The 14,011-nt window shown below is 69.3% G+C and carries 13 protein-coding genes; 9 read left to right on the top strand and 4 right to left on the bottom strand.

The annotated features are described in order from the left end of the window. Window positions 1-3: 3 nt before the first annotated feature. Window positions 4-579, bottom strand: a complete 576-nt coding sequence (locus tag AC0KTM_RS16605; protein WP_425326357.1) for a TetR/AcrR family transcriptional regulator — start codon at window positions 577-579, stop codon at window positions 4-6. Between the two features lie 195 nt (window positions 580-774). Here AC0KTM_RS16605 and AC0KTM_RS16600 point away from each other — a divergent pair, with 195 nt between their 5' ends. Next, the gene (locus tag AC0KTM_RS16600; RefSeq protein WP_225327630.1) at window positions 775-1,782 is read left to right on the top strand and encodes a Rieske 2Fe-2S domain-containing protein; all 1,008 of its coding nucleotides are present in this window, start codon (window positions 775-777) and stop codon (window positions 1,780-1,782) included. After that, a complete protein-coding gene (locus tag AC0KTM_RS16595; protein WP_472416165.1) occupies window positions 1,779-2,861 on the top strand; it encodes an NAD(P)H-dependent amine dehydrogenase family protein in 1,083 nt (360 codons plus the stop codon). The genes AC0KTM_RS16600 and AC0KTM_RS16595 overlap by 4 nt, the downstream gene beginning before the upstream one ends. Window positions 2,862-2,867: 6 nt before the next feature. Here the strand turns inward: AC0KTM_RS16595 and AC0KTM_RS16590 are convergent, their stop codons facing one another. Beyond that, on the bottom strand, window positions 2,868-4,226 hold the full coding sequence (locus tag AC0KTM_RS16590; RefSeq protein WP_472416163.1) for an HNH endonuclease signature motif containing protein: 1,359 nt from the start codon (window positions 4,224-4,226) through the stop codon (window positions 2,868-2,870). A gap of 103 nt (window positions 4,227-4,329) precedes the next feature. Between AC0KTM_RS16590 and dapB the strand changes: the two genes are divergently transcribed. The 3 genes from dapB to AC0KTM_RS16575 are packed head-to-tail and all read left to right on the top strand — an operon-like array spanning window position 4,330 to window position 5,976. Continuing rightward, window positions 4,330-5,067: a 4-hydroxy-tetrahydrodipicolinate reductase gene (gene dapB, locus AC0KTM_RS16585; RefSeq protein ID WP_472416161.1), complete on the top strand. Its 738-nt coding sequence runs from the start codon at window positions 4,330-4,332 to the stop codon at window positions 5,065-5,067. Next, window positions 5,064-5,522 carry a tetratricopeptide repeat protein gene (locus AC0KTM_RS16580; protein WP_472416159.1) on the top strand — a complete coding sequence of 153 codons (459 nt, stop codon included), beginning with the start codon at window positions 5,064-5,066 and terminating at the stop codon, window positions 5,520-5,522. The genes dapB and AC0KTM_RS16580 overlap by 4 nt, the downstream gene beginning before the upstream one ends. Next, window positions 5,515-5,976, top strand: coding sequence for a flavodoxin family protein (locus tag AC0KTM_RS16575; protein WP_008258632.1), 462 nt, complete (start codon window positions 5,515-5,517; stop codon window positions 5,974-5,976). Before AC0KTM_RS16580 ends, AC0KTM_RS16575 begins: the two co-directional genes overlap by 8 nt. On the opposite strand, the gene AC0KTM_RS16570 is transcribed toward AC0KTM_RS16575, so the two are convergent. Further along, window positions 5,967-6,776, bottom strand: a complete 810-nt coding sequence (locus AC0KTM_RS16570) for a thioesterase family protein (RefSeq protein ID WP_238957339.1) — start codon at window positions 6,774-6,776, stop codon at window positions 5,967-5,969. The genes AC0KTM_RS16575 and AC0KTM_RS16570 overlap by 10 nt on opposite strands. A 59-nt stretch (window positions 6,777-6,835) precedes the next feature. Here AC0KTM_RS16570 and AC0KTM_RS16565 point away from each other — a divergent pair, with 59 nt between their 5' ends. Together AC0KTM_RS16565 and AC0KTM_RS16560 are read left to right on the top strand one after the other, a co-directional pair. Beyond that, window positions 6,836-8,368, top strand: a complete 1,533-nt coding sequence (locus tag AC0KTM_RS16565; protein WP_472416157.1) for a class I adenylate-forming enzyme family protein — start codon at window positions 6,836-6,838, stop codon at window positions 8,366-8,368. Further along, window positions 8,365-11,592 (top strand): acetyl-CoA carboxylase family protein, encoded by a 3,228-nt coding sequence (locus tag AC0KTM_RS16560; RefSeq protein ID WP_472416155.1) that lies wholly within the window; start codon window positions 8,365-8,367, stop codon window positions 11,590-11,592. The genes AC0KTM_RS16565 and AC0KTM_RS16560 overlap by 4 nt, the downstream gene beginning before the upstream one ends. A 13-nt stretch (window positions 11,593-11,605) precedes the next feature. Here AC0KTM_RS16560 and AC0KTM_RS16555 read toward each other — a convergent pair whose 3' ends face one another. Beyond that, entirely contained in the window at window positions 11,606-11,935 is a 330-nt protein-coding gene (locus tag AC0KTM_RS16555; protein WP_225327636.1) for a PE-PGRS family protein, read from the bottom strand. Window positions 11,936-12,034: 99 nt separating this feature from the next. Here AC0KTM_RS16555 and AC0KTM_RS16550 point away from each other — a divergent pair, with 99 nt between their 5' ends. Beyond that, window positions 12,035-12,817: an SDR family oxidoreductase gene (locus AC0KTM_RS16550; RefSeq protein WP_472416153.1), complete on the top strand. Its 783-nt coding sequence runs from the start codon at window positions 12,035-12,037 to the stop codon at window positions 12,815-12,817. Continuing rightward, on the top strand, window positions 12,814-14,004 hold the full coding sequence (locus AC0KTM_RS16545) for an acyl-CoA dehydrogenase family protein (protein WP_472416151.1): 1,191 nt from the start codon (window positions 12,814-12,816) through the stop codon (window positions 14,002-14,004). Before AC0KTM_RS16550 ends, AC0KTM_RS16545 begins: the two co-directional genes overlap by 4 nt. Window positions 14,005-14,011: the final 7 nt, after the last annotated feature.

Below are 14,011 nucleotides of genomic sequence, written 5' to 3'. Positions count from 1 at the left end.
CGGTTACGGCCGGGAGGGCTCCAGGTAGGCGGCCAACGCGTTGGTCAGGCCCCGGCGCGCCATGTCGAGGTCGGCGTAGGAGCCCAGCTGGCGTTCCGACACCAGGCCGCGCATCGCGCCGGGAATCAGGGCGGCCACCTCGCGGACCCGGTCCGGGTCGACGGCCAAACCGGCGAACGCCTGCTGGCAGGTCTCCAGCCAGCTCTTGCCCCAGGAAAACAGCTCGGCCGCCGTGCGCGGATACAGGCGTTCGAGCTCGCCGGGATCGCGCGGCAACGCGGCGCGCAGGTTCTCGATCGCGCGCGAATCCGCCGACGCCAGGCCGGTGTAGAGGGTGTCGATGATGGCGCCGACGCGTTCCCGCAGCGGCGCCTCCGTCGAGATCGGGGCCGACAGCGTCGAGAACGTCACGGCGCGCCGCTCGGCGGTGCGGTGCAGCACCGCGGCCCAGAACCCGTCGGTGTCGCCGAACTGGTACTGCACCGCGCCCCAGGTGGCGCCGATGTCCTTGGCGATGCGGTTGGCCGACACCGAGCCCGGCTCGCCGGAGGCCAGGGAGCGCAGCGCGGCCTCGAGCATGCTTTCGCGAGTCGCATGTCCGCGCCGGTTCGGGCGGCGGCCCGCGATCCCGGCTCCGCTGCGTGCGCGTGTCATTGGGCGATCTTATCCACTCCGGCCGGGCGGGATGAGTAGTTTCATAGAGGGTACTTTGATATTTTGGTGTTGCGGCCTATATTCGTAACCCGAGGGAGGGCAGTCATATGGCAGGACGCGATGGCTAAGCCGCCGTTGTCGATGAAGCCGACCGGTTGGTTCCAGGTCGCCTGGTCCGACGAGATCGGCGTCGGCGACGTGCACAAGATGAAGTACTTCGACCAGGAAATGGTCGCCTGGCGCGCGGAATCGGGCCAGCTCACGGTGATGAACGCCTACTGCGAGCACCTCGGCGCGCACCTGGGATACGGCGGCAAGGTCGTCGGCGAGGTGCTGCAGTGCCCGTTCCACGGCTGGCAGTGGAGCCAAGAGGGCCGCAACGTCTGCATCCCGTACCAGGACCGCCCCAACCGCGGCCGGCGCATGCGCACCTACCCGGTGGTGGAACGGAACGCGTCGGTCTACATCTGGCACGACCTCGAACGCCGCGAACCGTACTTCGACCCGCCGGATGTGTTCGCCGGCTTCGACGACGGCAGCAGCGCCGACGATTACTACCCGCAGCAGCGGCTCTACCGCGAGACGCTGGAGATGCACCCGCAGTACGTGCTGGAGAACGGGGTGGACTTCGCGCACTTCAAGTACGTGCACAACACCCCTATCGTGCCGGTGTTCACCCGCCACGACTTCGCCGAGCCGGTGTCGTATGTCGATTTCACCATCACCTTCGAGGGTGACGACGGGCAGAAGATCGAGGACGTCAATAGCGGCGTGCAGGCCATCAACGGCGGCTTGGGAATCGCGGTGACCAAGAGCTGGGGGATGATCGACAACCGCACCATCTCCGCGATCACCCCGGTGGACGAGCGCACCTCCGACGTCCGGTTCATGGTGTATATCGGCCGCGCGGTGGGCGACGACTCGGACCGCGCCGAACGCAAGGCGGCCGAATTCGGGCGGGAAGTGATCCGCCAGTTCACCCAGGACATCGAAATCTGGCAGCACCAACGGTATTCGGATCCACCCGCACTGGCCACCGACGAGTACGAGGGATTCACGGCAATTCGCCAGTGGGCCAAGCAGTTCTATCCCGACGCGTTCGTATCGCAGGAAGGCTTAACCAGATGAGTGCAACACCGATCCGCGTCTTTCAGGTCGGAAGCGGAAACGTCGGCTCGGAGATGATCAAAAGGATCGCCGCCCAGCCCGATCTCGAACTTATTGGCGTGCATGCCTATTCGCCGGAGAAGGTGGGCAAGGACACCGGGGAGTTCGCCGGCGTGGGGGCCAATGGGGTGAAGTTCACCGGGACCGTCGAGGAGATCATCGCCGCCAAGCCGGACGTGCTGACCTTCCACGGAGTGTTCCCCGACGAGGACCTCTACTTACAGGTGCTCGAGGCGGGCATCGACATCGTCACCACCGCGGACTGGATCACCGGCTGGCATCGCGACACCAATCACCCGCACCCGTCGGGCAAACCGGTGAGCCGGCTGCTCGCCGAGGCGTGTGAGAAGGGCGGTGCGACGTTCTACGGCACCGGAATGAACCCCGGGCTCAATCAGATCCTGGGCGTCGTGTGCTCGGCCGACGTCGCCGACATCGAGAACATCACCACCATCGAGTCCGTCGACGTGTCGTGCCACCACTCGAAGGACACCTGGATCGAGGTGGGCTACGGCCAGCCGGTCGACGATCCGGAAATCCCCGCGAAGCTCGAGAAATACACCCGGGTCTTCGCCGACAGCGTGTACATGATGGCCGATTGCTTCGACCTGCCGCTCGACGAGGTCAAGTTCAGCTACGAGCTGGGCGCCTGCACCAAGGACGTCGACCTGGGCTGGTACACCCTGCCCAAGGGATCGCTGGGCGGCAACTACATCAAGTACCAGGGCATGGTCGACGGCGTGCCGCGGGTCGAGACGCACCTGGAATGGCAGATGACCCCGCACACCGACCCCAGCTGGAACATCAAGGGCTGCTACATCACCCAGATCAAGGGTGATCCGTGCATTTACAACAAGCACATGATCTTTCCCAAGCCCGGCGTGGACCTGTCCAACCCGGACAGCTTCGCCTCGATCGGCATGACCGTCACCGGCATGCCGGCCCTCGCCGCGATCAAGTCGGTGATCGCGGCGCCGCCGGGGCTGATCACCAGCGCCGACCTGCCGCTGCGCGGCTTCGCCGGGCGGTTCGTCACGTAGGTGAAGTCAGGGGCCGGCGCGGTCGCCGATGCCGCGCTCGGGGTGGTGATAGTCGTTGGTGCGGACCCCGCGGTCCAACCGCGGCGGCGGTATCCACTCGGTGTCCCCGCTGGCATTCTTCCTTGTCCGCCAGCCCTTTTCGACCAGCTTGTGGTGCGGCGCGCAGGCGAAGGTGAGGTTGTCGGCATCGGTCGTGCCGCCGGCCGCCCATTCGTTCAGGTGATGCACCTCGCACCAATAGCCGGGCGCGTCGCAGCCGGGATGCGTGCAGCCGCGGTCGTGCGCGTAGAGGACGACGCGCTGATCCGGCGAGGCGATGCGCCGCGACCGGCCGAGATACAGTGGGCGGCTTGAATGCTCGTCGAACACGACGAGATAGTGGTAGGCGTGGCTGCCCATCCGGATCACGTCGCGCATCGGCAGCAGCGTCCCGCCACCGGTCACGGCGCGCCCGGTGCCCGACGTCAGCTCCTGCAGCGTAGTCGCCACGATCACGGCCACCGGCAAGCCGTTGTGCTGGCCGAGTTTCGGATCGCCCAACTGGCCGCGCACCAGGGCGTTGAGCGCGTCGTGCTGGCGTTGGGCATGGCTGCGCGGATCTCGACGCGCGCGCTCGTCATCGGGTTCGCCTCCGACACAAGGCGTTTCATCGTCCGGGTTGCACATTCCGGGCGCCGCGAAGTGGGACATCCACGCATCGAGATTGGCACGCAGCTCCGGGGATGCGACCAGTTTTCCGACGCTCATCCCGTCGGGGCTCTGACCACACCAGGTGAAGCCGCGCTGACGCGCGCGGTCGGCGTCGGAGAATTTCCCGTCGGGATTGATCGACAGCGCGTACCGGTGTGCGAGCTTCTGCAGCTGATCGGGCCGTACTTTCGCGGCTTCATTCGCCAGGAATCGTTCGGCGGTTTCCACCTTGGCCACGGGCGTGGACGCCGGAAGATCGCGGACAAACGCCTGAATCACCCGCAGGTGCTGGCCGTCGAGCAGGCCGTCGCTCCACGCCACGGCGGTGGCCGGCAACTCGGGCGGCAACTCCTGGCCGGTGAGGGTCAGCCGCGGCGACAGCTGGGTGGCGTCGTGAAGCCGACGGGACGCCTCGGCGCAGCTGATCCGCAACCAGTCCGCGATCACCTTGTGCACCGGGCCACCGAGGGCGGCGGGATCCTCCCTCACCAGGCCGGCGATCACGTCGTGGCTCACCGCGATCTGCCGCCGGCGCGAGGCCTCCATCCGCTCGAGCAAGCGCAGCCGCACGGCGGGGTCCAACCGGTCGAAGTTCAGCCCGCGGATCGCTGCGGCGGCGGCGTCGAGCGCGTCCAGGGCGGCGGACACCTCGGGCGACCCCTCGATCGAATACATGTTCGAATTTTATCGGCGGCCACCGTCCGGCGAAACGCACAACGCCGTATCTGTGGATAGACGCCGAACTGTGGACAACTCCCTCCGGTCTAGGGTGAAGGCCATGCGAGTGGGAGTGCTGGGAGCCAAGGGAAAAGTCGGATCGACGATGGTGGCCGCCGTGCAGGCTGCCGAGGATCTGACGCTGTCCGCCGAGGTGGACGCCGGTGACCCGTTGAACCTGCTGACCGACGGCGGCACCGAGGCGGTCATCGACTTCACCCACCCCGACGTGGTGATGGGCAACCTGGAGTTCCTCATCGGCAACGGGATTCATGCCGTCGTCGGCACCACGGGCTTCACCGCCGAGCGGCTGCAGCAGGTGCGGGCCTGGCTTGCCGAGAACCCGAAAACGTCGGTGCTGATCGCGCCGAACTTCGCCATCGGGGCGGTGCTCTCGATGCACTTCGCCAGGCAGGCGGCGCCCTTCTTCGACTCGGCCGAGGTGATCGAGCTGCATCACCCGCACAAGGCCGACGCCCCGTCGGGCACCGCGACGCGCACCGCCAAACTGATCGCCGAGTCGCGAAAAGGCTTGCCGCCCAACCCCGATGCCACCAGCACCAGCCTGCCGGGCGCACGGGGTGCCGACGTGGACGGAATCCCGGTGCACTCGGTGCGCCTGGCCGGGCTGGTCGCTCACCAGGAGATCCTGTTCGGCACCGAGGGCGAGACGCTGAGCATCCGCCACGACAGCTTGGACCGGACCTCGTTCGTGCCGGGCGTGCTGCTGGCGGTGCGGCGCATCACCGAGCACCCCGGACTGACGGTGGGCCTGGAGCCCCTGCTCAACCTGCAATGACCAAAGCGCTGCGCACCCAACTGCTCGTCGCCTTCATGTGCGTCGCGCTGTTGGTGTACTTCGCGCTGCTGGGGCGGGTGGCCGTCGCGATGATCGCCTCCGGGCGGCCCGCCGCCGTCGGCCTCGGGCTGGCGGTGTTGGTCATGCCCGTCATCGGCCTGTGGGCGATGGTCGCGACCCTGCGGGCCGGGTTCGCGCACCAGCGGCTCGCGCGCCTGATCGCCGCCGACGGAATGGAACTGGACACCAGCGCGCTGCCGCGCCGCCCCTCGGGCCGCATCGAGCGAGACGCGGCCGACGCGCTGTTCGCCACCGTGCGCACCGAAGTGGAAGACCACCCCGACGACTGGCGGCGCTGGTACCGGCTGGCCCGCGCCTACGACTACGCGGGGGATCGCCGCCGCGCCCGCGAAGCCATGAAGACGGCGGTGAACCTGCAGGGCGACCATGAGTAAGACGCTGCTGATCGTGCACCACACCCCGTCGCCGCACACGCACGAGATGTTCGAGGCGGTCGTCTCCGGCGCGACCGACCCCGAGATCGAGGGCGTGGAGGTGCTGCGCCGCCCGGCGCTGACGGTCTCGCCGGCCGAGATGCTGGCGGCCGACGGCTACCTGCTGGGCACCCCGGCCAATCTCGGCTACATCTCCGGCGCGCTCAAGCACGCGTTTGACTGCTCCTACTACCAGCTGCTCGACTCCACCCGCGGGCGACCGTTCGGGCTGTACCTGCACGGCAACGAGGGCACCGAGGGCGCCGAGCGCGCCGTCGACACCATCACGACCGGGCTGGGCTGGTCCAAAGCCGCTGAGACGGTGGTGGTTTCGGGCAAGCCGGGCAAGGAGCAGCTGCAGGCGTGCTGGGAGCTCGGCGCGACGGTCGCGGCCCAGTTGATGGATTACGCGTAGGTCGGCTTGAACGCGTCGGCCGGCTGCGCCAGGGCCAGCGCCGAGCTGGTGCCGATCGGGCCGTGCCGGTCGAACAGGGTGGCCGCCCCGGTGGCGACCCCGGCCGTGCCGTAGTGGCTCTGGGCGGCCAGGCCGAGGAATTCGCCGTCGGGCAACCGGCTCGCGGTGACGGTGTAGTCGGCGTTGATGTAGCGCAATCCGCCGGTGCCCCAATGGGTCAGCGAACTCGTGATGTCACCGACGAACGCCAGGCGGGTGAACGGGGTCAGTGGGTGGCCGTGGACCATCGGCCGAAAGACCCTGGCCCACGCGAACTTCTGGGAGTCGGACTGCTCCCACTCGCCGGCGGCGATGCCGGGGCTGCCGTCGCGGGTGGCGCCATACCCCCAGATGAGAAACGGCATGCCCTCCGGGAAGCCGTCCGACGACGTCGGAAGCGGCGGCATCTCGACCGGAAAGGACCACACCCGGCCGTCCGGATGATCGCCGCGACGCAAAAACAGCGCGCTGGCCCGCGCGACGACCGTGCCGTTTTGGACCAGCTCGCCGTCGACCAGCTTGATGCGCCGCCCCTCCCGCGCCACCGACGTCCGGATCTGCACCGGCAGCATCAGGGCCGGGCGCAACAGGTCGACCGTGAACCGGGCGGGCTGCAGGTCGGGGTCGACGCCGGATTGCTCTATGCCCCAACCCAACAGGCCGCCGACGATCTGGCCGCCCATGGCCGCGCCCCACGGCCCCTGCGTCATCGTGCCCGGAACATAGGAGTCGCCGTCTACAGTGAAAAACGCCTCGGGCATGATGGCGGAATCGTTCGTCACCGCTATCACGATAGGACACCGGATAGTAAGGACCGGGTATGCCTCCAGTGATCGAAATCGCGCGCGACCACAATCCGTTCCCGACGGTCGGCGTGTCCCGCGGCCGCGACGGCATTCCGCGCTACGACGAGCTGCCCGCCACCCTGCTGGACATGCTCGCCGCACACGTCGACACCCGTCCGGACAGCGAGGCCGTGGTCGAGCTGGGCGGTGGCCGGCTGACGTACCGGCAACTCTGGGACCGCGCCGCGCGGGTCGCCGGCGGGCTGCGGGCGGAAGGCATCAAGCGGGGCGACCGGGTCGCGGTGCGCTACCCCGCGGGGATCGACTGGGTGCTGGCGTTCTGGGGCATCGTGATGGCGGGCGGCGTTGCGGTGGCGGTCAATACGCGCTCCGCCCAACCGGAGGTCGACTTCGTCCTGGCCGACTCGGGTGCGCAGCGCGACCTGGCGCCGGATTCCGCGTTGCCCGACGGGCCGCCGTCCGTCACCGAGCAACTCGGCCGCGCCGACGTGGCCGCCCTGTTCTACACGTCGGGCACCACCGGCCACCCCAAAGGGGTGCCGACCACCCACGAGGCGTTTTTGACCAACACCGAGAACGCGATCCGCTGTCTGCAACAGCCGCGAGACCTCGGTGAGGGAATGCGGACGCTCATCTCGGTTCCGCTGTTCCACGTGACGGGTTGCAATTCACAGCTTTTGGCCGCCGCCCGGCTCGGGGGAGCGTCGTTGATCATGCCCACCCTGAACCTCGACGCGTTGATCGCCGCGCTGGGCGCCGAGCGCGTTTCGGTCATGGTGACGGTGCCGGCGGTCTACTCACTGTTGTTGCGGCACAAGGGGTTTGCCGGAACCGACGTTTCGGGGATCCGGTGGGTGGGTTACGGCGGGGCCCCGATCGCCCCGTCGCTGGTGCGGTCGGTGAAGAACGCGTTCCCCCACGCCGCCGTGTTCAACGGCTACGGCATGACGGAGACGGCATCGCTGATGACGGTGCTGCCCGACGGCGACGCCATCGAGCACGCCGACTCGGTCGGGTATGCGGTCCCGTCGGTGGACCTCGGGGTGATCCCGTTCGGGGCCGAGCCCGGCGTGGGTGAGCTGGTGACCCGGGGCGCCAACGTCACCGCCGGCTACTGGAACCGGCCCGAAGCCACGGCGACGACCTTTGCCGACGGTTGGCTGCACACCGGCGACGTGGTGCGCGTCGACGACGCGGGCAGGGTGCACCTCATCGATCGGCTCAAGGACATCATCAACCGCGGGGGCGAGAACGTCTCCAGCGTCGAGGTCGAGGCCGTGCTGCTGGCGGCGCCCGGCGTCGCGGACGCCTGCGTGCTCGGGGTCGCCGACGACGTGATGGGGGAGAAGGTGGGGGCAGTGCTGTTCGGCGGTGGCGACGAGATCGACGTCCCGGCCGTGCTCGACCACTGTCGCAGCCGGCTGGCCGACTTCAAAGTGCCGCAATACGTCACGGTGGTCGATACCGCGCTGCCGCGCAATGCCGGTGGCAAGCTGCTCAAAACCAGGCTCCGCGAACAGGTGCGGTGGGGGGATCCGCTGCGATGAGCGCGAGCCTGCTGGTCGCCAACCGCGGCGAGATCGCACTTCGAATCATCCGCACCGCAACCGAACTGGGCATGCGAACGATCGCGGTCTATGCCGGCGACGACGCGCAGGGCCCGCACGTGCACGCCGCCGACGAAGCGATCGGGCTGCCCGGCAGCGGCCCGCAGGCCTACCTGGACCAGTCCGCCCTGCTGGCGGTGGCGAAGGGCTCCGGCGCGGACCTCATCCACCCCGGCTACGGATTCCTCAGCGAGAACGCCGAATTCGCCCACGCGTGCGCGGCCGGCGGCTTCACCTTCGTGGGCCCCGACCCCGGGGTGCTCGGGTTGCTCGGCAACAAGACCGCCGCCCGCGGCGCCGCGATCGCCGCCGGGGTGCCGGTGCTGCCCGCGACCGAGGGGGCGAGCAGCGTCGAGGACGTCAAGGCATTCTTCGCCGCGCAGGAGGGCGGCATCATGCTCAAGGCCCTCGCCGGCGGCGGCGGGCGGGGAATGCGCAAGGTGCACAGCGCCGATCAGATCGACGATGCCTACCAGCGTTGTGCGGCCGAGGCGCAGCTGGGTTTCGGTGATCCGGCGCTGTTCGCCGAGGCGCTCCTCGACGATGCCCGCCACATCGAGGTGCAGGTCGTGGCCGCGCCGGCGGGTCACCAGACGCATGCGCTGGCGGTCGGTGATCGCGACTGCAGCATCCAGCGCCGCTACCAGAAGCTGGTCGAAATAGCTCCCGCCCAAGGGCTTTCGGATGCCCTGCGCCGGGCGTTGCACCACGCGGCGGTGCGGTTGTGCGCGCGGGTGGGCATGCGTGGGCTGGCCACGGTGGAATTCCTGGTCACCGGCGAGGATTTCGTCTTCCTCGAAGTCAACCCGCGAATCCAGGTGGAGCACACCGTCACCGAGGAAACCGCCGGCCTCGACCTGGTGGCCGTCCAGCTGGCGATCGCCGGCGGCGCGTCCTTCTACCGGCTGGGGTTGCCGGCCGGGATCGCTTCCGACGGGCTCGAAGTCATCGGCGAGCCGGCCGCCCAGCGCGGTATCGCGATTCAGCTCAGGGTCAACATGGAGACGTTCGGGCCCGACTTTTCCGTGGTGCCGTCGGCGGGCACGCTGACGGCCTTCACCCCGCCGAGCGGCCCGGGCGTGCGGGTCGACACGTATGGCCGGCCGGGGCTGGCCGTGAGCCCCCAGTACGACTCGCTGCTGGCCAAGGTCATCGTCCATGTGCGCGGCGCGTCGTGGCCGGCGGCGGTGCGCAAAGCCGGCGCCGCGCTGTCCGAGTTCGGCATCGAGGGCATCCACACCAACATCGGATTTCTCCGCGAGCTGCTGACCGCGGACCGGATCCAATCCGGTTGGGTGAGCGCCGGTTTCCTCGACGAGAGGCTTCCCGAGTTCGCGGCGGCCGCGTCGTCTCACCAGCGCGGTCCCGAGGTGGCGGCGGTCGAGCTCTATCCCGGCGAGGACGCCCTGCGCGCGCAGCTGGCCGGCACGGTGGTCGAGGTGGCATCCGAAGGGGCCGAGTACGCCGCCGGAAGCCAACTGGTGGTCCTCGAGGCGATGAAGATGCAGCACGTGCTCGCCGCGCCGGACGCGCTGCGGACCGTTCGGATTCTGGTGACGCCCGGGCAGGTCGTCGGGACCGGGGACCCGCTGCTGGTGTTCACCCGCACCGAGGCGGGCGGCGATGGCGAATCGTCCACGGCCGCAACAGATCTTGACCGATCGCGCGCCGACCTCGACGAGGTGACGCAGCGTCACGCGCTCACGCTGGACGAGGGCCGTCCGGCCGCGGTCGCCAAGCGGCACCGGCAGGGGCGCCGCACCGCGCGGGAGAACATCGCCGATCTGGTCGATCCCGGCAGCTTCGTCGAATACGGCGGGTTGGCCATCGCGGCGCAGCGCAGCCGCCGCTCGGAATCCGACTTGATCGCCAACACCCCGGCCGACGGCCTGGTGGCCGGCCTGGCGACCGTCGGCGCGGACCGGTTCGGGCGGGCCGCCGCCGAGGCCGTCGTGGTGTCCTATGACTACACCGTGCTGGCCGGCACGCAGGGCATGCGCAACCACGCCAAGACCGACCGCGCCTTTGATCTGGCGGCGCGAAAGCGACTGCCCGTGGTGCTGTTTGCCGAGGGCGGAGGGGGCCGGCCGGGCGACACCGACGTCGGCGGCGCCGCCGGGCTGGACGTGCCGACCTTCCGGATGCTGGCCGGGTTGCGCGGCGAAGTGCCGTTGGTATCGATCGTGTCCGGCCGGTGCTTTGCCGGCAACGCCGCGCTGGCCGGGGTCTGTGATGTGATCATCGCGACACCGGACGCCAACATCGGGATGGGCGGGCCGGCGATGATCGAGGGCGGCGGGCTGGGCGTGTACCCACCGGAGGCGATCGGGCCGATCGGTGTGCAGCGCCGCAACGGCGTGGTCAGCCTGGTCGCCCGCGACGAGGCCCACGCGGTGGCGCTGGCCAAGCAGTACCTGTCCTACTTTCAGGGCAGGCTGGACGAGTGGGAGGCGCCCGATCCCCGGCTGGCCCGGCATGTGGTGCCGCAGAACCGGTTACGTGCCTACGACGTCCACCGGGCGATCGAGGCGATCGTCGACGTCGGATCCGTGCTGGAGCTGCGGCCCGACTACGGTGTGGGCATCGTCACCGCGCTGGTGCGCGTCGAAGGCGTGCCGTACGGGCTGATCGCCAACAGCACGCATCACCTGGGCGGCGCGATCGATGCCGAGGCGGCCGACAAGACCGGCGACTTCCTCGCCCTGTGCGAATCGTTTGGGCTGCCGGTGATTTCGCTCTGCGACACCCCCGGCTTCATGGTGGGACCCGACGCGGAGACCCAGGCGGCGGTTCGCCGCTTCGGCCGGATGTTCGTGCTCGGCGCGCGGCTGACGGTGCCGCTGGGCATGATCATCTTGCGCAAGGGGTATGGGCTTGGCGCGATGGCGATGGCCGGCGGTTCCTTCCGCGCGCCCCAGTTCACCGTCGCCTGGCCGACCGGCGAGATCGGCGGCATGGGCCTGGAAGGCGCCGTGCGGCTTGGCTACAGCAAGGAGCTGGCGGCGGTCGACGACCCCGCCGAGCGGCAAGATCTCTTCGATCGCCTCGTGGCCGCCGCGTACGAGCACGGCAAGGCGTTGCGCGCGGCCACCACGTTCGAGCTGGACGACGTGATAGACCCGTCAGCCTCCCGGGCCTGGATCACCAGGCTCTCGGGAGGCTGACCGGGTCGAGCGATTATCCGTGGCCGGAGCCGCAGCCGACGCCGGGCAGGCAGCCGGTGCCGCCGGGCACGCCGCCCGGGCCGGCGAACTGGCCACCGGAGCCGCAGCCCACACCCGGGACACAGCCCTGGCCGCCGGGCCCGCCGCCGGGACCCTCGAACTGGCCTCCCGAGCCGCAGTTTCCGTTGGCGTCGCAGCCGCCGCCGCCCGGGTCCTGCTTGAAGGTGACGTGGGTCGGAGCGGGGGAATTGGCAGCTGGTCCGGCGACGGAAACGTCAGCGACGGCCGCGGGTGCGGCGGCGATAGCCGCAGCCACAGCCCCGGCAACAACCAGCGGTTTCATGAGTGTCAATTTCGATAGCATGCGCCTGGCATACCACCTCCACACGTGTCCAAAACATCGCGAATAAAATTCGGTGGCAAACAACGGAAGGCCCACGACATGACCTCACAAGATCTGACCGGCCGTACCGCAATCATCACTGGCGCGTCACGCGGAATCGGCCTGTCGATCGCTCAGCAGCTGGCGGCCGCGGGCGCCAACGTGGTGCTGACCGCCCGCAAGCAGGAGGCCGCCGACGAGGCCGCCGCGCAGGTCGGTGCCCAGGCCGTCGGCGTCGCGGCGCATGCGGTCGACGAGGAGGCGGCCCGGCGCTGCGTGGACATGACGCTCGAGCGCTTCGGCAGCGTCGACATCCTGGTCAACAACGCCGGAACCAACCCCGCCTACGGTCCGCTGATCGACCAGGACCACGCCCGTTTCACCAAGATCTTCGACGTCAACCTGTGGGCCCCCCTGCTGTGGACCTCGCTCGTCGTCAAGTCGTGGATGGGCGAGCATGGCGGGGCGATCGTCAACACCGCCTCCATCGGCGGCATGCACCAGTCGCCGGCGATGGGCATGTACAACGCCACCAAGGCCGCGCTGATCCACGTCACCAAGCAATTGGCGCTGGAACTTTCGCCGCGTGTGCGGGTCAACGCGATCTGCCCCGGCGTGGTGCGCACCAGGCTGGCCGAGGCGCTGTGGAAGGACCACGAGGATCCGCTGGCGTCGTCGATCGCACTCGGGCGCATCGGCGAACCGATCGACGTGGCCGCGGCGGTCGCCTTTCTGGTTTCCGACGCGGCGAGCTGGATCACCGGCGAAACCATGGTCATCGACGGTGGTCTGCTGCTGGGCGCCGCACAGGGATTCCGGTCCGCACCCGGCGGCGGGCAATGAGCGCCATCGACGCGGCCGAGCTGGACGCGCGCGTGCAGGCACTGCTGGACGAGCACGATCCGACGGCCGGCGACCCGCGGGAATTCCTTGGCGCGCAATACGATGCGGGCCTGGCCTGGGTGCACCTGCCGCAGGGTTTCGGCGGGCTGGATCTGCCGCGCACCGCCCAGGAGCGCGTCGATGCCCGGCTGGCCGCGGCCGGCGCGCCGGTGGGCGGCACCCCGAAGAACTACATCGGGATGGGCATGGCCGCGCCGACCATCGCGGCGTTCGGCACCGACGAGCAGAAGCGAAAGTTCCTGCGCCCGTTGTTCACCGGCGAGCAGATCTACTGCCAGCTGTTCAGCGAGCCGGGAGCCGGATCGGACCTCGCCGGGGTGTCCACCCGGGCGGTCCGCGACGGTGACGACTGGATTGTCAACGGGCAGAAGGTGTGGACGTCGCAGGCGCAGCACGCGCAGATGGCCATCCTGGTTGCCCGCACCGATCCGGCCGTGCCCAAACACGCCGGCCTGACCTACTTTCTGTGCGACATGACGCAGCCCGGTGTCGAGATCCGGCCGTTGCGCCAGATCACCGGAGAGGCCGAATTCAACGAGGTCTTCCTCACCGACGTCCGGGTGCCCGACGCGAATCGGCTGGGCCCGGAGGGCGGCGGCTGGCGGGTCGCGACCACCACGCTGAACAACGAACGCGTCGCCATCGGTTCCCGCGCCGGGCTGCCGTGCGAGGGCGGTCACATCGGCAAGGTCGCCGACGCCTGGCGCGACGAGCCGGCGCTGCGCGACCCCGCCATGCACGACCAGCTGATGCGGTTGTGGGTGGAGGCGGAGGTCTTTCGGCTCGCCGGTGAACGGCTGCGGCAGCAGGCCGCCACCGGTCAGCCGGGCCCGGAGGGGGCCGGCATGAAGGTGGCGTTCGCCACGCTGGCGCAAGCGATTTCGGGCTTCGAGATCGAGCTGCACGGCGAATCCGGCCTGCATTACGACGACTGGACCATGCGCAGGCCCGAGACGGTCGACCTGGTCGGCCGCGGGCCCGGCTACCGCTACCTGCGGGCGCGCGGCAATTCGATCGAGGGCGGCACGTCAGAAATCCTGCGCAACACCATCTCCGAGCGGATTCTCGGGCTGCCGGGCGAACATCGGGTCGACAAGGACGTCGCGTGGAAGAACCTGCCCCGATGAGCCCCCA

The organism is Mycobacterium sp. NTMscope_Eco_3 (assembly GCF_976985685.1).
This window is presented reverse-complemented; position numbering and strand designations above follow the sequence as displayed.